The sequence below is a fragment of the Thermorhabdus hydrogeniformans genome (assembly GCF_049310025.1).
Taxonomy (GTDB): domain Bacteria; phylum Bacillota; class Thermosediminibacteria; order Thermosediminibacterales; family Tepidanaerobacteraceae; genus JBJYKD01.
In genome coordinates, this window is record NZ_JBJYKD010000040.1 from 1 (window position 1) to 19,866 (window position 19,866).

Sequence of the window (19,866 nt, forward strand, 5' to 3'; positions counted from 1 at the left end):
TTAAGGTGACATTTTCATGCGATAATTAACCGCGTTTTGGCCTATTTTTAGGTGACATTTTTAAAAGATATTGACACCCTTATTTTTATTTGAGCAAAATCAAAAGCCGGCGGGATAGGCAACGCCGGCGTTAAAAGATTATACGGAAGGGCGATATTGCCTTAATTTACAATTGCCGCAGCATATTTTCCAGGGATTTTCCGGTTTCCACATACTTTTTATAAAGGGCTTCATATTTCTCAGCATTGGCCGGATCGGGCGTAAATATCTTCGAATACCCGCAGCCCATTTTTTGCTGGGCTTCCTCAACTGAAGCGTACAGGCCGGCCGCCACCGCTCCGAACATGGCGGCTCCCAGGGCGCAGGCCTGTTCGGAAGCCGCCACTTTTATAGGCATATTGAGCACGTCGGCGGTCACCCGCATCACGAAATCATTTTTCTTGGCTATACCGCCCAGAGCAATTACCTGTTCTATTTTTATTCCTTCTTCCATAAATCTTTCGTTTATGGCTCTCGCCCCGAAGGCGGTAGCCTCCACCAGAGCCCTGAATATTTTGGGAGCGGTGGTGCCGAGAGTAAGGCCCAGAACGCCCCCCTTCAGCATCTGGTCGGCATAGGGGGTGCGGCGCCCGTTCAACCAGTCCAGGGCCAGAAGGCCCGTAGCCTCTACAGGAATTCCCGCTGCCTCCCGAGTCAGTCGTGGGAGCATTTGGTCCCTTATTTCGCGGCACAGATTCTCCGCAGTGACTTTATCGACGATGGAAGTGCCGGCCAGAATCGATTCCACAGGCCGGCAGAGCAGGTTTCTGAACCATGCGTATACATCCCCGAAAGCCGACTGGCCCGCTTCCAGCCCCACCATACCGGGTATTACCGAACCGTCCACCTGGCCGCATATTCCTCCCACCAGTTTATCTTTTATCACTTCCTTCTCAGCCACCATAATGTCACAGGTGGACGTCCCCATGATTTTGACGAGGGCGCCGGGAGTTATTCCGCCCCCCACAGCGCCCATATGGGCGTCAAAGGCCCCCACGGCCACCGAAATGCCCTCCCTCAGCCCGAGGCGCTCCGCCCACTGGCGGGTGAGGCCCCCTGCTCTTACATCCGAAGTATAAGTATCAGTATACAGCCGCTCACGCCATCCCGCCAGCAGAGGGTCGATTTTTATAAAAAACTCTTCCGGAGGCAGGCCACCCCATTCCTCATGCCACATGGCCTTGTGTCCCGCCGCACACCGGCTTCTTTTTATAAGAGACGGATGCTCCGTTCCCGTGAGCAGGGCCGGTATCCAGTCGCAAAGCTCCACCCAGGAAAAGGCTTCTTTTCTAACCGCAGGGTCCTGTCGCAGCACGTGAAGGATCTTCGCCCAGAACCACTCGGAAGAATATACGCCTCCTTCATACCGGGTAAAATCGGTGCCTCCCCAGCTGCGGGCCGCCTTATTTATTTCGGCGGCTTCTTTTACGGCGGTGTGGTCTTTCCATAAGATGAACATGGCATTGGGGTTATCCGCCAATTCCCGGTGCAGCGCCAGAGGATGGCCATCTCTGTCCACGGCTACCGGCGTAGAGCCGGTGGTGTCGACTCCAATGCCCGCCACATGCCGGCCAGCTTCCGGTGGAAGTTTTGACAATGCCCCTTTTATCGATGCTTCCAATCCTTCTATATAATCCAGGGGATGATGGCGGAATAGGTTTTTCTCCGGGTCACAGTATTTGCCCTCGGTCCAGCGCCTGTAAAAGGCCGTATCGGATGCCAGCTCCTCACCGGTGTTTGCATCGACTATCAGCGCCCTTACCGAATCGGTGCCGAAATCGACTCCTATTACCAGATTATTCACTATTTGCCCTCCTTCCCCAGTTGAGACGTTTTAATTAACAACTCAATCCTTTCTGTCCGTAATAAGCATTGGCTCCGTGTTTTCTCAAAAAATGTTTGTCCAGCAAAGCTTCATCCATCGCCTCAATTTCCGGCTTTAACAAATAAGTCTGAAAAGCCATTCTGGCCACTTCCTCCATGACCGCCGCATGGTGGACGGCATCCAGAGGGTCTTTGCCCCAGGCAAAGGGACCGTGATTGCTCACCAGTACCCCAGGCATCTGAGAGGGGTCTTTCCCCCGAAAGGTTTCTACTATAACATCCCCTGTGTGCTTTTCATAGTCGATCTCTATCTCCTGCGCCGTCATTTTGCGCGTGCAGGGAATTTCGCCGTAAAAGTAATCCGCATGGGTGGTTCCCAGGGCCGGAATCCCCCGGCCGGCCTGAGCCCAGCCCGTAGCCCACGGCGAATGGGTATGCACTATTCCCCCGATATTGCCGAATGCTCTGTATAGTACCAGATGGGTGGGAGTGTCGGAGGACGGCCTCCATTTGCCCTCCACGGTGTTTCCATCCAGATCGACCACCACCAGATCTTCCACCCCCAGTCTGTCATAGGGGACACCGCTGGGTTTTATGACCACCAGGCCCTTTTCCCTGTCTATGCCGCTGGCATTCCCCCAGGTAAAAGTCACAAGGCCCAATTTGGGCAGCTCGAGATTGGCTTCGAGCACCATTTTCTTCAGATTTTCCAGCATATTTCATCGCTCCAGTAAAAGGTTTAATCAGCCGTTTTTTATTTAAATAAATGAAGTTGCCATTAGGCGAAAGGATTTTCATCTTTATAAAGCATCGAAGCGGGTAAATTAAACCTCACGTCCTCTATGCCCAGCATTTTCATCGAAGCAAATAAAACTTTCCCGGCGTGTCTGAACGCCACTGCCGTGTGGTGCGGGAAACGTTCTGCTATCAGGACGTGCCTGTAAAACCGGCCCATTTCCCTGACCGCAAAGACTCCGATGCATCCGAAAGAACCCGGAGCTATGTCCAGGACTTCGCCTTCGGCTATATAACTTTTCAGCCGACAGTCGGCGGTGCTCTGCAATCTGAAAAGGGTGATATCCCCGGGCCTAATGGCACCTTCCAGAGTCCCCCTGGTGATGTCGGGTTCTTTTTCGGGTTCCAGCAGCCGGTGCATTATCAGCTGGTATCCCATGGAGCAGCTCTTCATGCAGGCTTTAGGGGTATTGCCGCAGTGAAACCCCATGAACAGGTCGTTCAATTTATAGTCACCGATTCTGTCCCGGTGGCTTTCATACATATCCTCCGGCACCGTGTTGTTTATATCCAGAAGCGTAGCCGGAAGTTGGGTGGCGCAGGTGATTATATACTCGCTCAAGGCTCCGTAGATATCCGTTTCGCAGGCAACGGGTATGCCTCTTGCGGCAAGCCTTGAATTCACATAGCACGGCACAAAGCCGAACTGCGTCTGGAAAGCCGGCCAGCATTTGTTGGCAAACACGGCATAGCGGCTGGCTCCTATATGTTTTTCCATCCAGTCCTGCAGGGTAAGCTCGTACTGAGCAAGCTTCGGCAAAATTCCCGGATATTGATTGCCATCGGAAAGTTCCCGCTCCATTTCCCTGACCACTCCGGGAATTCTCGGATCGTCTTTATGATTATTGAAACTCTCAAATAAATCCAGTTCGGAATTTTCCATGATTTCAATCCCGAGATCGTAAAGGGGTTTTATTGGGGCGTTGCAGGCCAGAAAATCCTGAGGCCTGGGTCCGAAGCTTATGATCTTCAAGCTCTTCAAACCTAAAATTACCCGGGCAATATTCTGAAAGTCGCGGATCATCTCGGCGACCTCATCGGCATTTCCCACAGGATATTCGGGGATATACGGCCTTAACACCCTCAGCCTAAGATTGTATGAAGCGCTGAGCATACCGCAGAAGGCGTCGCCTCTCCCCTGGATGAGGTTTTCCGACGTCTCCTCGGCGGCGGCCGCAAACATGCACGGTCCGCCGAATTTCTGGGCGAGCATGGTTTCCGGCCCTTCGGGCCCGAAATTCCCAAGATACACCACCAGGGCGTTGACACCGGCATCTTCCAGTTGCTTCAGTGCTTTCAGCACATCCCTTTCACTTTCGACGGTGGTCTTGATCTCGGTAATCGAAACGCCTTTTTCACGGCACGCCCTTACCACCGCCTCCCGTCTCTTCTCGCTGAGCGCAATCGGAAAACAATCCCTGCTCACAGCCACAATGCCAGGTTTTACTTCAGGTATGTTAATCATTATAATTCCTCCTGTAAGATAATCTAATCAACTACTGCTGCGACACCCATTAAAAATCTTCATTTGAATTTGTCATAAATAATATTTATGTCATATTTACATTTATGTTAAAAGGGATCGTCCGGGCAAACCGATCCCAAATATATTTAAAATTTAAAATTTGCTTTGCTTATAGATTTTGCTATTTGCTGTAATAAAAATCTGCATTTTCCTTGGTTACTACTGTTACACCGGTATCGATTGATGGGGGCAGCGGCAGGACATTGGCAGTTTTCCAGTCACCTTCGATGGGTTTGAGGAGGTCATGTTTTAAGTGGTAGAGGAACATCATGCCCCAGTATCCCATATGCCATGTCCCCTGGGCCAGCGTGGCATCTATGACGCCTGCTTTCACGTTATCCAGGGTGCCTTTGTCTGTGTCAAAGCTGACTATGTGCACCTGCCCCACTTTGTTAGCCTCCTTTACAGCGGTAGCCGCACCCACACCGGTAGATGCTTCCGTGCAGAACACTCCCACAAGATTCGGGAAAGTCTGCATGATGGCACTCATGGCCTGAGCCGTAGCCACCTGGTCCGATTTGCCGTCCTGCACCGATACCAGTTTCATATTGGGGAATTCTTTAGCCAGGGTCTCTTTAAAACCGGCCGCCCTTTCTTCATGATTCAGCTGTCCCGGAATGGTGATCAGTGCCACTTCCCCTTTTTCTCCTACCAGTTTTGCCAGGTACCTCGCTGCGGTAACTCCCGCCTGATAGTTGGATGTGGCAAGAAAAGAGTATCTTTCAGATGTGGGGGCGTCGGCATCAAAAGTGACCAGAGGAATTCCCTGTTCAATGGCTTTGTTGATGGGTGCCACCAGGGCATTGGGATTTATGCATGTGAGCAGAATACCATCGGGTTTTTGCGCAATTACCTGCTCCAGTACCGTCACTTCCTGATTGATATCATATTCGTTGGCCCCTGTATACTGAGCGGAAACGCCCAAATTTTTTGCTGCAGCCTCCATGCCCTTAAAAGCGCCCTTCCAGTACTCAATTCCGGATATGAAAGTCACCATGACATACTTTTCATCTTTCGATCCCATGAGAGGGCTGCTGGAAGTTTGCGCAGATGTATTTTGCTGGCCGGTGGCCGAAGCCTGCTGGCCGGAACTGGCGGTGTTACCTCCACAGCCCAGCAGGCTTATGGCCAAGGTAAATATTATCAGAAAAACTAGTGTTTTCTTAAACATTTATCTGCTCCCCCTTCAGATTTCATTAAGTTTAAACCAATTTTAAACTTAAGGAATTGCCCGGAAATTCCTTAAGATGAACGACGGCGATGGGCCAGCATATCGATGGTAACGGCAGCGATCAGTACGATCCCCGTTACAAGGCTTTGCCAGTACACCGATACGTTCAAAAGAATCAACGCATCGTTCACCAGTGCCACCAGCATTACTCCCAGCAAAGCCCCGAATACCGTCCCTTCTCCGCCGGACAGGCTGGCTCCTCCAATGACGGCACCCGCTATGGCTCTCATTTCCGCGCCCGTTCCTGCCGTCGGGGTCGCAACACCAAAGCGCGACAGGGTCAGTATCCCCGCCAGGCCGGAAAGCAGGGCGCTGAGGGTGAAAACCCCAACTTTTATCAAGTCGACGTTGATACCTGACAGTCGGGCGGCTTTTTCATTGGACCCGACATAATAAATCTCGCGAAATACTGCAGAACGCCGCATTAAAAAGTCGAAAAGAATTACTATAAAAATAAGTATCAGAATAAGATTGGGAATGCCCATTATACTGCCCTGGCCCAGAAAGTCAAAGGCCGGGGAGATGACTCCCAGACTCAAGGGAGAACCCTTTGTGAGGACGTAGGCCAGGCCTCTCGCGATGGACATCATGCCCAGCGTGGTTATGAAGGGACTCAGGCCTACCCTTGTCACAAACCACCCCATCACGACCCCTATCAATAATGAGACCAGGATGGTAATTAACACCGAAAGCCAGATGTTCAGCCCCGCATTGACCGCCAGAATTCCGGTCAGCACGCTGGCGAAGGCCAGGACGGAGCCCACCGAGAGATCTATACCACCCATCACCAAAACCACGGTCATGGCCACGGCTATGATGCCGTCCATGGACAGGCCTATAAGGGTGGTGAGAATGTTGGACCTCGTCAAAAAACCCGGGGTCAAAAAGGTCATGATGATAGCTGTCACAATTATAATGGCGGCAAGGGAAGCCTCGCGAATGGCAAACAGATTTCTTATCAGATTATAGCCCGCACTTTTACCGGGAGTTGTTATTATACCATCTACATCAGGCTTTTCCATGATATAAAGGTACCTCCAAATCCATAAGTTTTTTTAAATGGTTCTATGCCGCCCTGCCGGAGGCATATCTCATAATGCTCTCCTCGGTGGCGGTATCCGCTGCCAGCTGGGCCACCATTTTCCCTTCATGCATGACCAGAATCCGGTTACATACGCCCAGAATTTCCGGCAGTTCTGAAGAAATAACCACCACCCCGTAACCTTCGTTGGCCATCTGGCGCAGGATGTGATGTATCTCAGATTTTGCTCCTACGTCGATGCCTCTGGTGGGTTCATCCAGAATGAGCACTTTGGGTTTCACGGCCAGCCATTTTGCCAGCAGGACTTTCTGCTGATTTCCGCCGCTTAAACTGCTGACAGGCTGATAAAGACTTCTATACTTCACATTCAGCTTTCCCACCATTTCTCTGGTATAATGGCTCTGGCTCCTCCTGTCGATGAGCCCAAAGCGGCATACGGCTTTTAAGTTTGCGGCCACGAGATTTTCGCATATAGTCATGGGCAGAAATAAACCGAGAAGCTTTCGGTCTTCCGGAACATAAACAAGACCGCTGTCTATGGATGAACGGATATTATTCAGAGGGATGGTTTTCCCGAACATCGTCACGTTTCCTTCATCCACGGGATCGATGCCGCACAGCCCCCGGGCCATTTCCGTCCGCCCGGCGCCCATGAGGCCGAATATGCCCAATATTTCGCCCCGGTGAAGTTCAAAAGTTATGTTTGAATAAACTCCCTTTCGGGTTAAATTGTCAACTTTAAGGATAACCTCTTCTGTTGGTCTGCCCTTATCGGGATAAATATCATTTAATTCTCTGCCCACCATAAGAGAAACCACATCATCAGGCGTTACCTCGCTGGTAAGCTTTGTGGTCACGCGCCTGCCGTCCCGAAGCACGGTTATCCTCTGGCTAATTTGAAATATTTCCTTTAATCTATGACTTATGTACAGTATCGCTATTCCGTTATTTTTCAATTCTTCGAGTATTTTAAACAGATTTATTGATTCAGTCTCGGTAAGAGCCGAAGTCGGTTCGTCCAGAATAAGAATCCTGCAGTTAAGAGTTATGGCTTTTGCTATCTCAACTATCTGCTGCTGAGATACACTCAGGTCTTTAATAAGGGCCCTCGGACTAATATGGGTGTGAAAACGGCTAAGAATCTCCCTTGTTTCCCTGTCCATTTTTTTAAAGTCTATCCTGCCACCGCTCAATCTCGGCAATCGACCTATGAAAATGTTTTCAGCCACGCTAAGATGGGGGCACAGGCTTAATTCCTGATGCACGATGCTTATACCGTATTTCTGGGCATCTTTCGGATTATTGATACATACCCGCTCTCCTTTTAAATATATTTCACCTCTGTCAGCCATGAGAGAACCCGACAGAATGTTCATTAAAGTGGATTTACCCGCTCCATTTTCTCCACACACGGCATGAATTTCGCCCGCAAAAACGTCCAGCGACACATCATTCAACGCCCTGGTGCCGGGAAATTGTTTATCGATACCTCTGACTGCCATAAGAGGTTTTTCCGCCTGCATTAAGACTCACCTCCATATTTTAGCTGAAAAAAAATTTTTCAAATCAGGATGCTGATGTTTCAGGTTATACTGATAAAATATCGGCCGTGGGAATCCGGTAACCATTTTTTTCAAAAATCCTGACCGGCCAGTTTTTATCCAGGGTTATCACCTCCGGCCCTTCTAAAGAAGCTATAATGGTGTCCTCGGATTTTACATCTTTAAGAAACGGATTCCAGGCGAAACCCTGGTTTTCCCGCACCGCTTCCCCGCAGTCGGGACCGGCCAGATATTCTCTGGTATCGTAACCTATAGCACCGCCCTGATGATGTTTCTCCCATTCACCGGGATAGCCTGCATTTTCATAAGCACGACAGCACCGATGGAAAATTTCTTTTATGCGCGCTCCCGGAACGGTGGAGGCAATAAGCTCTGCTTCGATGGAGCTTACCAGATTATGGCGTTTTTTCAAATCCTCCGGCAGTGATCCAAAATGGACCATCCTCGTCAGAGCCACGGTCAGACCCCATCGGCGGGCGCAAACTATCGCCATGACCATCTTTTCAATTCTTTTTTCTGTGGGCAACGGATGCCGGAATTTTTTTAACCGGCCATCGGAAGCCACCAGAACCACAGGAGATGCGATGCCCGCTTCCGCCATCTCCGCCTTCAGTTCACCCGCCACTTCCGCCTCGGTCTGACCGGGACGGATCTGCGCCAATACCAGGCCTACTATTTCCGATGTCTGCTCCCCCAGCCGGCGCATTCTGATCCTTTCTTCCGGGAGCAGTTCGAATCTAAGAGCTTTCACTTCCCTGCACATTTCCCTGCATCCGGGAATGTATGTGTCGCTGCCCGTATTTTTACCTTTCAAAAGGTTCAGCAGCACCGAAATCCTGTCGCCCCGCCAGGAATAGACTACCGGTTCATAGCCCTGGTCTCCCAGAACTTCATCGAGCAACCGGTCCATCTCATTGTTGGGTGCTATTACGTAAGCCCTGTCCTTTATGAAAACCAGGTCCGCAGCGCCTGCCTGCACGGACTCGTCCACACTGCTTTCTCCCCCGTCCGTCAGCCAGGCAAAGCTTGAACGAAGCGAAAATACAAAACCGTCAAGGCCTTTTTCCTCCAAAAATCTCCTCACTCTTTGTTGTTTTACAGGCCAGTCCGGCAAATCACATCACTCCTTACATGTCAAATTAGTTGTCCGTACATCTTTAGTTATATATTTTCGCCAAATTTTTTGAAATTCCTGCTAAATAAATCATAGAAATAAAAAAAATTTTTCAGACAAACATTTAAAATTACAAAAAAAAAGAGGCACCAGGCCTCATGAAAATAGTCAAATCTTCACCACGAATCTTTAGAGAAACAGGTGGATATGTTACGGCATACAAGTTCATATCAAATGATTGATTTTCCCGGAATTTTATGCTAAATACTTCTGCACGATGATCGTACAACTAGTTCTGGAGCATAAACGAGTTTTGGCTTTTCCACCTTTTTCTCCACCATATCGATGATAAATCTGGCGGCCTGGCGGCCCATTTCAGCCTTGGGATGTTTAATGGAGGTGAGTTTTACTTCCGACGCCGTGGCCAGACTTGAATCATCATACCCCACCACAGAAATGTCTTCAGGCACCTTCAGCCCTCTGTCTCGAATGGCCTGCAGAACCTGCATGGCGATCTGATCATTGTAACAGACTATGGCCGTGGGGCGGGGACTTCTTTCTAAAACGCTGCACGTAAATTGATAGGGGTATGAAAAAAGCTGCTCCGTCTCATAGTTGCCGACCAGGCCCGGTTCAAGATCTACACCGTATTCGGCCAGAGCCGCCGCAAAACCTGCCTGCCGCCTCACGCCCTGCAGGTCGTCGGATTTAAAAATGCCAGCGATCACCCGGTGCCCTATCTGCAACAAATACTTTGTGGCGAGATAACCTCCCTTCTCATCGTCCATTATAATATACGCCGGGTCCAGTTCCGGGTACACCGCATGCAGCATCAAGTATGGCACACGTTTTTTTTCCAGTTCGGCAAAGTAATTTGAATTGACATTTTCTCTGGCGCTTTTCGTGGGCTCCACGATCAGCCCGGCTATATCCTTTTCCATCAAATTCTTCATGCACTGGGCTTCTTTATCCTTATTGTTGCCGGTGTTCGCCAGAATCAGGGTGTAACCCGCCGAGCTCAACACTTCTTCTATCCCTCTGATGATGTTGGGAAATATGTAATCGGAGATATAGGTGGTAAGCACTGCAATGGTCTGCTTTCTTTTTTCCCTGAAAGCGCAAAAGGTCCCCCTTCCCTGCTCCCGGTATATCCATCCGTCGTTCTCCAGCTCCCCCAGTGCCTGACGGACCGTGTGGCGGCTCAGATTAAACTGTTTGACCAGGGTGTTTTCTGATGGGAGTTGTTCGCCTGAAGCTATTTTGCCGCTGAGAATTAATTCTTTCAAATACTCTTTTAACTGATGGTATTTAGGCACCGAATTATTTTGTTCAAACATTTTTTCATTTCCTCCAGTTGTTTAGCTTGTGCGTACATGTAATTTAATTCTACAATAATTTAGCTTTTCCTTCAATAGAAAAATAATTATTTTTACAAAACAAGTCACAGTGCGGCCTTTCATGCCGGCAACCCATCAGGCTCAGGCGCTTTTGGCACAGGCTTTTACCGGCCGGGGAATTTCAGCTTCCCCGGCGGCTGAGCTAAACGATACTATCGAGGAGGAGGTGAGGTGGTGATCAACCCCCGCCCTCTTACACCACCGTACGTACCGTTCGGTATACGGCGGTTCTTCAAGTTTTGCGAATTTCATTATACCTTTTCACTTATACTCATGAACCGTTGATCTCTCCGGTCGGGCCCCGCCGAAGGCGGGTGCTTTATCCGAAATAGCCTGCAAAAATATACAATATACATCAAAATCAAGCATTGACAAGCCGTTCAAAACATGGTATTTTATAGAACAATACATTAATATACTTGTGTCCGTGTATACATATTATATTTTTTATTTTTGAATTATATTTATGCAAATTAATAATATAAATTTTCTGTTTATGGATATTTTTGGTTTTTTAATTTAAATACAATATTAACATCAAGACAGGGAGGAAAATGTAAATGTTTCAATGGTCAAAATCCAATGACGTGCTGGGAACAGTAAACAGGGGAAATGCGGCTGAATCCGGCCTGTGCACACTTTGCAGGGCGGACTGCCACGGGAAGTGCGAAACATGGCTTTCCAGCCTTATGGGGAGAAAAATGCTGTACCCCAGAGATTTTGGTTCTGTAACCGCCGGAAGCGGCAACACCACCCATGTGGGAGTATCGTACAACTCATTGAGGATCCTGGGGTACAATTACGGCGCCGCCGGGTTGAGTCAAAATCTATCCAGTTCTCCTGATGACTGCATATTCCCAAATGTAAATATTGAAACCGAATTCGGTGCTGAAGTAAAAACAAAATCGAAGATCCCTATCATGACGGGCGCTCTGGGCTCAACCTTTATTGCGGCCAGGTACTGGGATTCACTGGCTGTAGGTGCCGCTCTTGCAGGCTTTCCAATAGTGATTGGGGAAAATGTGGCAGGCATCGATAAGGATGCAGTCATTGAGAACGGCAAAATAAAAAAGGCACCGGAACTCGATAGAAGAATAGAGACCTATCTCCGGTATTTTGACGGATACGGTGGAATTTTTGTCCAGATGAATGTGGAAGATTCAAGAAACGGTGTAGCCGAATACGTTATCGAAAAATACGGGGACAGAGTAATAATGGAACTAAAATGGGGGCAGGGTGCAAAATGCATCGGCGGTGAAATTCAGGTCAGGGACATAGATTACGCCGTATTCCTCAAAAAGAGGGGCTACCTTATAGATCCCGACCCGGAAAAACCTGAAATCATCGAAGGGTTTAAAAACGGGGCTGTTAAATCCTTTGCAAGGCACAGCCGACTTGGATACACCCATCTTTCTTCCTTTGAGGGCGTAAGAGAAGAATTTATGAAAACAGTAGAAAACCTTAGAAAAATCGGATATAAAAAAATCACGCTAAAAACCGGTTCCTACGGAATGGAAAATTTGGCCATGGCCATAAAATTGGCCACAGAAGCAAAACTTGATCTTCTCACAATCGATGGCTCGGGCGGCGGAACCGGCATGAGCCCGTGGAACATGATGGAAACCTGGGGTGTACCGTCCATTCTTCTGCATTCAAAAGCATATGAGTACGCCTCCATCCTGGCAAACAAAGGTGAAAAAGTGGTTGATATGGCCTTTGCCGGTGGTTTTGCGAGAGAAGACCACATTTTTAAAGCGCTTGCCCTTGGAGCGCCATTTACAAAGATAGTGTGCATGGGAAGGGCTTTAATGATACCAGCCTTTGTGGGATCAAATATTGAAGGAGTTTTGCATCCGGAAAGAAAAGGAAAGGTAAACGGAAATTGGGACAGCTTACCGCCCACCGTCTCTCAGCTCGGCCTCAAAGCGGAGGAAATTTTCGCAGGCTACCATGAGGTGAAAAAGAAAGTGGGAGAAGAAGAAATGAAAAATATACCTTATGGAGCTATAGCCATATGGACTCTGGCGGATAAACTGGCCGCCGGTTTGCAGCAGCTGATGGCGGGGGCGAGGAAGTTTTCTCTCAAAGCAATTTCACGCGAAGATATTGCCTCAGCCAACCGGGAAACCGAAAGGGAAACCAAGATACCCTTCATCACAGACATTAAGGATGATGTCGCAATGAACATTTTAAATTCCTAAAATTATAGACCTCCCTGCAGAGGAGGTCTATAAATTCCATAGCCGCTCATGCCTGCACCGGTAATGGTTTTTCCGTCCGCCTCCCCTAAAGCGAATACCCGGTCGTGGGTTTAAACACTATATCAATTCCTCCGTTTTGATTTCCTGCCAAGATAAATCCTGCCGGGGTCAATCTTCATTCGCAAAATCATCAATTCCTCCCGGGTGGGCGGTTTCATCACTCGGGCCCTGCTCACATCCAGATCCCAGCCGGTATTCTGTTTCACATACTCAGGGTCGACACCGGGATATATCTCCGACACATACAGAATGCCGGTCTCTTGATCGGGCCTCATCTTGCACAGGTCGGTTATGACAACCAGTTCTCCTCCCCGGTAGAGGCCGTAGTTGAATTCAAATTCCCGTACATGTCGCATTCGGCCGCTCCAAGCACCCCGAGAGTGCAGTAGCCCCTGCAGGCAATGGTCCCGAAGGCGTCGGCCAGATTTTTCATTGAATTTTACGGGCCTTAATGGTATTATCTTTATGCAACCGCTTTCGCTCATCAATTCCAGTGCAGAAATGCTTTCAAACTATATTATAAATCTTTTTTGATTGGAGGTAATACTGTGAGAATCGCTATAATAAGTGACACCCACGGGAGTTCGAATGCTTTTAAAAAGGCTGTGGAAGTTGCCGGAGCCTGCGACTATTTTCTGCACGCGGGCGACATATTGTATCACGGCCCCAGAAACCCCCTCCCCGCAGGATACAGCCCAAAGGAACTGGCCGATGCCATAAACGCCATGGGTGTACCCTTTATCGCCGCCGCCGGAAACTGCGACGCCCCCATCGACCAGATGATGCTTGCGGTGCCCATCCAGGCTCCCTATGCCCTGCTGTGCCTGGAAAAATTTCGAATCCTGGTGACTCACGGGCATGACACCACCGAGGAAGAGCTCATTGCCCTCGCGAAAAAGTGGAGGATAAACTTTGTTGTAACCGGCCATACCCATGTAAAGCGGTTGGAAAAAAGGGAAGGACTAACCCTTGTAAACCCCGGCTCCTGCGCCCTGCCCAAAGACTGTGTACCGTCAATCGCCCTAATCGAAGATTCCAAAATCCATCTCCTTAACATTGAAACCGGGGAAATCATCAAAAGCGAAGTCGTCTGACCAGCCTCACGGCAGGACCGTCTTCTTTTTTAGCATAAAAATTGGTCCCCCATACGCCGGCCAGAATCATTAATCCTCCCACGGCGCTGAACCAGTAAAACGGCTCGTTGCCGAACACAACTCCCGCAAAAATGGAAATCACTGTGGCCATGTTCGTAAACACCGCCGACCTGGAGGCCTCCATTCTTGAGAGCATATAGTTCAGGGCAAAATATGCCACCACCGATGAGAACGCTCCAAGATATATTACCGCTGCCAGGGCTTTTATGTTTTTTAGCGGTGCAAAGTAGTTCAGCAGATTGCCCCGCCTGATATGCGTGTAAATGGAAATGCCGTTAAAGGCAATCGCACCTATCCACATCATGATGTATGTAATCTCCACCGGTTCAAACCGGGTTGAAAGCTTCCGGGAGAACACGTTGAAAAGACCGGCGGAAATGACGGCCCCCAGCACAAACAGAGTCCCCGCCAGGTTGCCTCCGAATTCGACGCTTCCCTTCATTACAGTTATGAAAATCACTCCCGCCACCGATAAGAAAATAAAACCCAGCTGGGGCGGTGTCGGTCTTTCTTTTAACAGGAACACGGCAAAGCACGCGGTAACCACCGGCACCATGGCTATCATCATTCCCGTTTCGGAAGATGAAGTCAGTTTTATCCCCATGGTTTCGCAAATAAAGTAAATAACCGGCTCCACCAGGGACAACAGCACCAGTGGCCCCGGATTTTTGTCCAGGAGGTTTATCTTAATAATTCCGGTCATTCGCAGCAGCAAAAAAATAACAAGAGCCAGTGCAAAGCGCAATCCCAGCAGGTGAAAAGGCTCCAGGACACTCAGACCTTCTTTGGTAAATAAAAATGAAAAGCCGAATACGAAAGACACGGTAAGCCCGGCAACAACGGGGAGATAGTCGTTTTTTTGATGCATATTCATTCACCCGCCATAAAATAAGGTGATATTGTTACAATGGCATGGCCAAAGGTGTCATTGTAATTCTTGAAGTTATCAATATCCAGGAAAATAACCGTTAAAGGAATGCCGTACCTGATAGTCCTTTCGAGTTCATTAACCAGTATGTTGCGGATTGTACGCTTATTAAAGAACCCTGTCAAAAAGTCGGTTTCAGCTTCTTTTTCCAGCCGGCTTACAAGTTTTGCGTTAGCCAAAGCTATTATCCAGTTCGACGGTTGAGGTCAAAAGGCGGCTGATTTCATAAATGCTGTTCAGCTCAAGGCTTCGCAATCCTAAAAGGTTTTTTTCAAGGATGCAGAACAGCTCCCAGATCACCGTAAATAAACTTGTCCCCCAGGAAATCGTCCGAAAAAAACTCAAATTCCTGCAGATGCCTTACCATTTTGAATTGTGATTCAGAGATAGTAGTCAGGTATAAACTTTTAAGACCGTTCCTTGCGCTGTTAAAAATAATGTTTTGAACGAATATCGTTTTTCCGCTGCCCGGAGAACCGGCCGACTCATTACATTATAGTCATATTATAACACAGCAGCTTGTGCTGTGCTAACTTTTGTTGCCAGGGCACCGCCACGGCTTTCCTAAATAATAGCCCTGTCCGTATCGGATGCCTGCGTTTTCAAAAACTTTAGCCATTTCGCGGTTTAAGTCAAAAAAAAATAGCCCTATTATGGGCTATTTGCGCTCATATACCAACTTATTGCAGTCAGAATTACAGTTATTATAGTTCCTATGGACCAAATGCGTAAACCGCCAATTTCTTGTTTAAGTTCCTCTTTCATTTCTAATCTAAATTCATTTATTTTTTGTTCAAATTCTTTCCTTTGGTTATCTAATCTTAATATATTACTATCTTTAAAATCTGTTATTTCCTTTCTTAAATCCATGATTTCTTTCCTTTGGTTGTCGAATCTTGATATGGTACCATCTTTAAAATCCGTTATTTCCTTTCTTAAATCTACGATTTCGTTCCTTTGGCTGTCGAATCTTATATCAATGTTATTTCTCAGATCGCTGATTTCTTTTCTTATATCAGTGATAATTTGTGTGATATTAATTAACTGCTGGGATAAATAAAAATACCCCATTTCTGTTGCTTTAGGCTCCTTCTGCGGCTCGTCCATTCCAGCGGCAATTTCTTTTATCGGATCAGCCATAGCCATACACCTTCTCTCCTCTCTTTAGAATATTTTAATATATTCTATCTTTATCTTGCAACATCTGTAGGTTTTTCAAGTGCTTTATATTCTTTCACAAGAAGATTGTCCTGGCCCCCGGTTATTTGGACTTAAACGACTAAACACTCCTTGACTTGCATTATTTCTTAAAATTTCTTCGTTAAACTTGCTCGGCGTTATATATCCCAGCGATTGATGGGGCCTTATCCAGTTGTATTCCATCATAAACTCATCAAGCTTTTTGCCTCATCATAGGTATAGGTAGTTATATTGCCGGCCTCATCGGTAACCGAATGGAGGAGACCATTGATGTGCGGTTTACCTTTTAGGTGGGGTTATTGACTATCGGGGTAGTTTTAAGATGTTTTATGTATTCCGGGGATATAGCTATATTAACGAAATTAATTATGATGTCTAACTTATTGGGGTCAGTTCGTTAGCAATGATCATGATTGTACATAAATGACAGCGGAGCTTTTTGCTCCGCTGTCATTTGGATCTAACGTATTTTATTCCACTGCCATAGCAGCATAGAATCCTGTACGGATGGCATTGCTTACTTTACCTATCCTTTCAGCATCTCCTATGACTGTCGTCTTCATGCAATACTTTGCCCTGACTGCATCTGTAAAATCATTATCATTAGACTGACCGAAGGCTGTAATGACTGTATCGGCGTCAATCTTTTCCTTCGAACCGTCTTGTTTCTCAATGGTAACGCCACTGGAATCAATCTCAACTACTTTGCTGTTGGTCAGGAGTGTCACGTTATTTTCATCAAGCAAGCGCATAAGGCTTATCTTATTTATGGCCATGACATCTCGAGCACATTCATCAAGCATTTCGATGACAGTCACTTTTTTACCCTCCATGGCAAGTTCCAGTGCTGTGTCACAGCCGCTGAGTCCACCACCGCAGATGGCGATATTCCGGCCCTTGACGCCATGTTTATGCGCTTCCACTACATTTATCACATTTGAGCAATCTATACCTCTTATCGGTGGAATAATCGGTCTGGAACCCGTGGCTACAAAAATCCTGTCGGCGGCCTCGAGAATTGGGTCATCGGCCTTGATTTCAGTATTGAGCACTACTTTTACGCCTAGTTTTTCGAGCTGCACGCCGTACCAGTGAATTAATTCGCGTATGCGTTTTTTAAAGGGCCCGGTGGCGACTATACCTAAGGTTCCGCCTATGGAATCGCCTTTTTCAAATACTGTAACTTTGTGGCCTTTAAGGGCTGCTGTGCGCGCTGCTTCCAAGCCCGCTGGGCCTGCACCAACGACTACAATGTTTTTCGGGCTCTCGGTTTTCTTGATCTCCATATAATCCTCAAAGCCTGCGCTCGGGTTGACGGCACAGCTTAACTGTGTTAACCGGCCGAAGATTCTGCCAATGCATTCCTCATTGCATAGGATACAAGGGCGTATATCTTCCCTTCGGTTTTCCATCAGTTTTTTGGGAAAATGCGGGTCAGCTATGGCCTGGCGGCCGAACATGACAAAGTCGCAGTCACCAGAGTTTATAAGTTCCAGGGCTGTTTCCGGGCTGTGGCTGCCGGAATTCAGAAGTGGTACCTTAACATGTTTTCTTGCCTCTTTGCAGACATAGGCCAAGCAAGCCTCACCCAGATAAGATGGTGGGAAAATATAATCCATTGATTCATAAGCTCCGGCATCAACATCAAAGGCATCCACTCCCGCTTCTTCAAGGATTTTGAGCAGCGGTATGCTGTCTTCTATAGTGCGTCCGCCGTTGAACCGGTGATCAAGAGCGATTCGGAATATGATCGGCATGTCATCACCAACGGCAGCACGTACTGTCTTCACAATCTCTACTGGAAAACGGGCGCGGTTTTCTAAGCTGCCGCCGTACTCGTCAGTGCGCTTATTCCAGATGGGTGACATAAACTGGTCAATCAAATAACCTGCATGAGCGTGAATCTCAATGGCATCAAAACCTGCTCTTTTTGCGAAGATTGCGGCGTTTGTCCAGTCCTTCATCATGTCGTGAATTTCTTCGGTGGTGAGAGCCCGGCAGATGATGTTGGGATCGTAGAAAGAGGGGATTTCAGAAGATGAAATCGGTACCCGCTCGCCGATGTTTGGCATACCATTGCGGCCGGTACCAGGGCTCATAGAGATGCAGATCTTGGCTCCCCAACGGTGCACCCGTTCACATAGGACCGTGGTTTTGGGGATAGCACGCGGGTTGTCAAGGGCGATGGTGGGGCCGCCTTGGGCGGTTTTCTCGTTTATGAACATGGAGCCAGTAATGATCATTCCGAACCCACCACGGGCCCGCTCTTCATAGTATCTCATGCCCTCTTCGCTTTCGGTGCCGTCTTGCATGGGGGTAAATGTCCCCATTGGCGACATAACAATGCGGTTTTTCAGATGCATTTTGCCGATTTTCATCGGCTCAAACAATTTTGCATATTTGTTTTCCACATATGTTCCCCTTTCTTTAAGTTTTATTCTTCTTTAAGTTTTTTTTCATTGATTGTCTCAAAAATAATATTCCTCATCAGGGGGCAAATGAATCATACGAACGACTATAGAATTGATACGATAACGACTCTGCTTGATGCAGAAATATATCTTAAGACCGTCTGCCCCACAAATTATGTGTGTTTTTGGAATTTCATAATTAGGGTTCTCAAGTTCATTATTTCCAGATACTGCATATATATTCTTGTCCGTCGTCAGTTTTAGAAGGAAAGGGTAAATGTCATATTCGGAAGCGATCTGAGAAATGGTTTTTTCTTCCTTGAGAATTTCCACTACGATTTTAGCCTTAAGTTCAGCTGGATATTTTTTCCTAATACTCGTGCTGACGCTCAGGACCCCCATTTTCCGTGTCTACTTTTCTGGGGCCATTATACGTGTACTGGCCCCCTATTACTTGGACTTAAACGACCAACACGCCACGATTCACATTATTTCCTAAAAATGCTTCATAAAATGCTGAAGGTGTCATAAATTTGCGGATCGTGGGGCCTTTCACAAAGATAAAATTTTATATAATCATCCAGGCCTTTAAAAAATGACTTATAACTTTCAAAATTATTTAAATTAACATATTCTTCTTTCAAGGTTCTATGAAATCTTTCAATTTTCGGGTTTCTTTCAGGCGACCTTACTGGTATTCGCTCATGAAACATACCCTGTTTAGTGCAAAATTCCTGAAATTCTTTAGACTTAAACTGCGGCCCATTATCGGTTCTGATTGTTAAACTCCTGTTATATGCCTTGATGAAATGGCTTTTGTCACGGTTTTTACTACATCTAATAAGTTGTTATTTTGATTAAAAATCCTCATCTTCTATGAGTTCAAATATACATTTGCTTTTTCCTAAAAGCTCATCTTCTTTTTCAGTCAGGGGATCAAGCCAGTCAGCTTTATCACGCGCCCATTTTAACCATTTTAAAAGCTTTTCTCTTTTTTCTTCATTTGCAACTTCAGCTATTTTACTTTCCATACAGTCAGCAAACCTTCTAATTTTCTCTGCCTTGTCCCAATCCGTAGCAGCCTGTTCCAACAGCCTTACCTCTTCTAATTCTCCTTTTCTCATTTGTTCTAAACGCCGCTGCCTTTCATGCTCTTCCCATTGTCTTTTTTCTTCTCTTTCTTTAAGTTCATCTACAGCTCGGAGCTTATTTGCAACAACAAACATATCATAAATAATTCTTCCTATTTGAGTTTCTAAGGGCTCATCGTCATTATCTTTGTATTCCATCTTATATTGGGTGGTATTATTGAACCACCCTGCACTGGAGTGCAGGGAATTATTTGCGACTGAAAGTCGCTATTCAGGCTAAAGCCAGCTTAAG

The 19,866-nt window shown here is 47.1% G+C and carries 17 protein-coding genes and 3 pseudogenes; 2 read left to right on the plus strand and 18 right to left on the minus strand.

Annotation, left to right across the window (positions count from 1 at the left end; genetic code table 11):
* Window positions 1-166: 166 nt before the first annotated feature.
* The 8 genes from ACKX14_RS14150 to ACKX14_RS14185 all read right to left on the minus strand — a co-directional run bounded on the left by ACKX14_RS14150 (window position 167) and on the right by ACKX14_RS14185 (window position 10,469).
* Window positions 167-1,843: a ribulokinase gene (locus ACKX14_RS14150; protein WP_422448761.1), complete on the minus strand. Its 1,677-nt coding sequence runs from the start codon at window positions 1,841-1,843 to the stop codon at window positions 167-169.
* Window positions 1,844-1,877: 34 nt separating this feature from the next.
* Complete coding sequence (araD, locus tag ACKX14_RS14155; RefSeq protein WP_422448763.1) at window positions 1,878-2,579, minus strand: L-ribulose-5-phosphate 4-epimerase; 702 nt, start codon at window positions 2,577-2,579, stop codon at window positions 1,878-1,880.
* A gap of 62 nt (window positions 2,580-2,641) precedes the next feature.
* On the minus strand, window positions 2,642-4,123 hold the full coding sequence (locus ACKX14_RS14160) for an L-fucose/L-arabinose isomerase family protein (protein WP_422448765.1): 1,482 nt from the start codon (window positions 4,121-4,123) through the stop codon (window positions 2,642-2,644).
* 181 nt (window positions 4,124-4,304) lie between these two features.
* Window positions 4,305-5,354 (minus strand): substrate-binding domain-containing protein, encoded by a 1,050-nt coding sequence (locus ACKX14_RS14165; protein ID WP_422448767.1) that lies wholly within the window; start codon window positions 5,352-5,354, stop codon window positions 4,305-4,307.
* Window positions 5,355-5,425: 71 nt separating this feature from the next.
* A complete protein-coding gene (locus ACKX14_RS14170; protein ID WP_422448769.1) occupies window positions 5,426-6,436 on the minus strand; it encodes an ABC transporter permease in 1,011 nt (336 codons plus the stop codon).
* 43 nt (window positions 6,437-6,479) lie between these two features.
* Entirely contained in the window at window positions 6,480-7,979 is a 1,500-nt protein-coding gene (locus tag ACKX14_RS14175) for a sugar ABC transporter ATP-binding protein (RefSeq protein ID WP_422448771.1), read from the minus strand.
* Between the two features lie 64 nt (window positions 7,980-8,043).
* Window positions 8,044-9,132, minus strand: coding sequence for a M24 family metallopeptidase (locus ACKX14_RS14180; RefSeq protein ID WP_422448773.1), 1,089 nt, complete (start codon window positions 9,130-9,132; stop codon window positions 8,044-8,046).
* Between the two features lie 260 nt (window positions 9,133-9,392).
* Window positions 9,393-10,469: a GntR family transcriptional regulator gene (locus tag ACKX14_RS14185; RefSeq protein ID WP_422448775.1), complete on the minus strand. Its 1,077-nt coding sequence runs from the start codon at window positions 10,467-10,469 to the stop codon at window positions 9,393-9,395.
* 620 nt (window positions 10,470-11,089) lie between these two features.
* Here ACKX14_RS14185 and ACKX14_RS14190 point away from each other — a divergent pair.
* A complete protein-coding gene (locus ACKX14_RS14190) occupies window positions 11,090-12,730 on the plus strand; it encodes a glutamate synthase-related protein (RefSeq protein ID WP_422448777.1) in 1,641 nt (546 codons plus the stop codon).
* A 122-nt stretch (window positions 12,731-12,852) separates the two neighbouring features.
* On the opposite strand, the gene ACKX14_RS14195 is transcribed toward ACKX14_RS14190, so the two are convergent.
* Window positions 12,853-13,146, minus strand: a complete 294-nt coding sequence (locus tag ACKX14_RS14195) for a hypothetical protein (protein ID WP_422448779.1) — start codon at window positions 13,144-13,146, stop codon at window positions 12,853-12,855.
* A 192-nt stretch (window positions 13,147-13,338) separates the two neighbouring features.
* Between ACKX14_RS14195 and yfcE the strand changes: the two genes are divergently transcribed.
* Window positions 13,339-13,884, plus strand: a complete 546-nt coding sequence (gene yfcE / locus ACKX14_RS14200) for a phosphodiesterase (RefSeq protein ID WP_422448781.1) — start codon at window positions 13,339-13,341, stop codon at window positions 13,882-13,884.
* Here yfcE and ACKX14_RS14205 read toward each other — a convergent pair.
* From ACKX14_RS14205 to ACKX14_RS14245, 9 genes and pseudogenes are all read right to left on the minus strand, one after another.
* Window positions 13,865-14,812 carry a DMT family transporter gene (locus tag ACKX14_RS14205; RefSeq protein WP_422448783.1) on the minus strand — a complete coding sequence of 316 codons (948 nt, stop codon included), beginning with the start codon at window positions 14,810-14,812 and terminating at the stop codon, window positions 13,865-13,867. The two genes, yfcE and ACKX14_RS14205, sit on opposite strands and share 20 nt — an antisense overlap.
* Before the next feature lie 2 nt (window positions 14,813-14,814).
* On the minus strand, window positions 14,815-15,051 hold the full coding sequence (locus ACKX14_RS14210; RefSeq protein ID WP_422448785.1) for a GGDEF domain-containing protein: 237 nt from the start codon (window positions 15,049-15,051) through the stop codon (window positions 14,815-14,817).
* Between the two features lie 92 nt (window positions 15,052-15,143).
* Window positions 15,144-15,338 (minus strand): annotated as a pseudogene (locus ACKX14_RS14215) (circadian clock protein KaiC); the annotation flags it as partial.
* A gap of 185 nt (window positions 15,339-15,523) precedes the next feature.
* Entirely contained in the window at window positions 15,524-16,018 is a 495-nt protein-coding gene (locus ACKX14_RS14220; RefSeq protein ID WP_422448787.1) for a hypothetical protein, read from the minus strand.
* 78 nt (window positions 16,019-16,096) lie between these two features.
* A pseudogene (locus ACKX14_RS14225) lies at window positions 16,097-16,267 on the minus strand (hypothetical protein); the annotation flags it as partial.
* A gap of 275 nt (window positions 16,268-16,542) precedes the next feature.
* Complete coding sequence (locus tag ACKX14_RS14230; RefSeq protein ID WP_422448789.1) at window positions 16,543-18,483, minus strand: oxidoreductase; 1,941 nt, start codon at window positions 18,481-18,483, stop codon at window positions 16,543-16,545.
* A 258-nt stretch (window positions 18,484-18,741) separates the two neighbouring features.
* Window positions 18,742-18,858: pseudogene (locus ACKX14_RS14235) on the minus strand (transposase); the annotation flags it as partial.
* 131 nt (window positions 18,859-18,989) lie between these two features.
* Window positions 18,990-19,196: an integrase core domain-containing protein gene (locus ACKX14_RS14240; RefSeq protein WP_422448791.1), complete on the minus strand. Its 207-nt coding sequence runs from the start codon at window positions 19,194-19,196 to the stop codon at window positions 18,990-18,992.
* A 144-nt stretch (window positions 19,197-19,340) separates the two neighbouring features.
* Window positions 19,341-19,772, minus strand: a complete 432-nt coding sequence (locus tag ACKX14_RS14245; protein WP_422448792.1) for a hypothetical protein — start codon at window positions 19,770-19,772, stop codon at window positions 19,341-19,343.
* Between the last annotated feature and the right edge of the window lie 94 nt (window positions 19,773-19,866).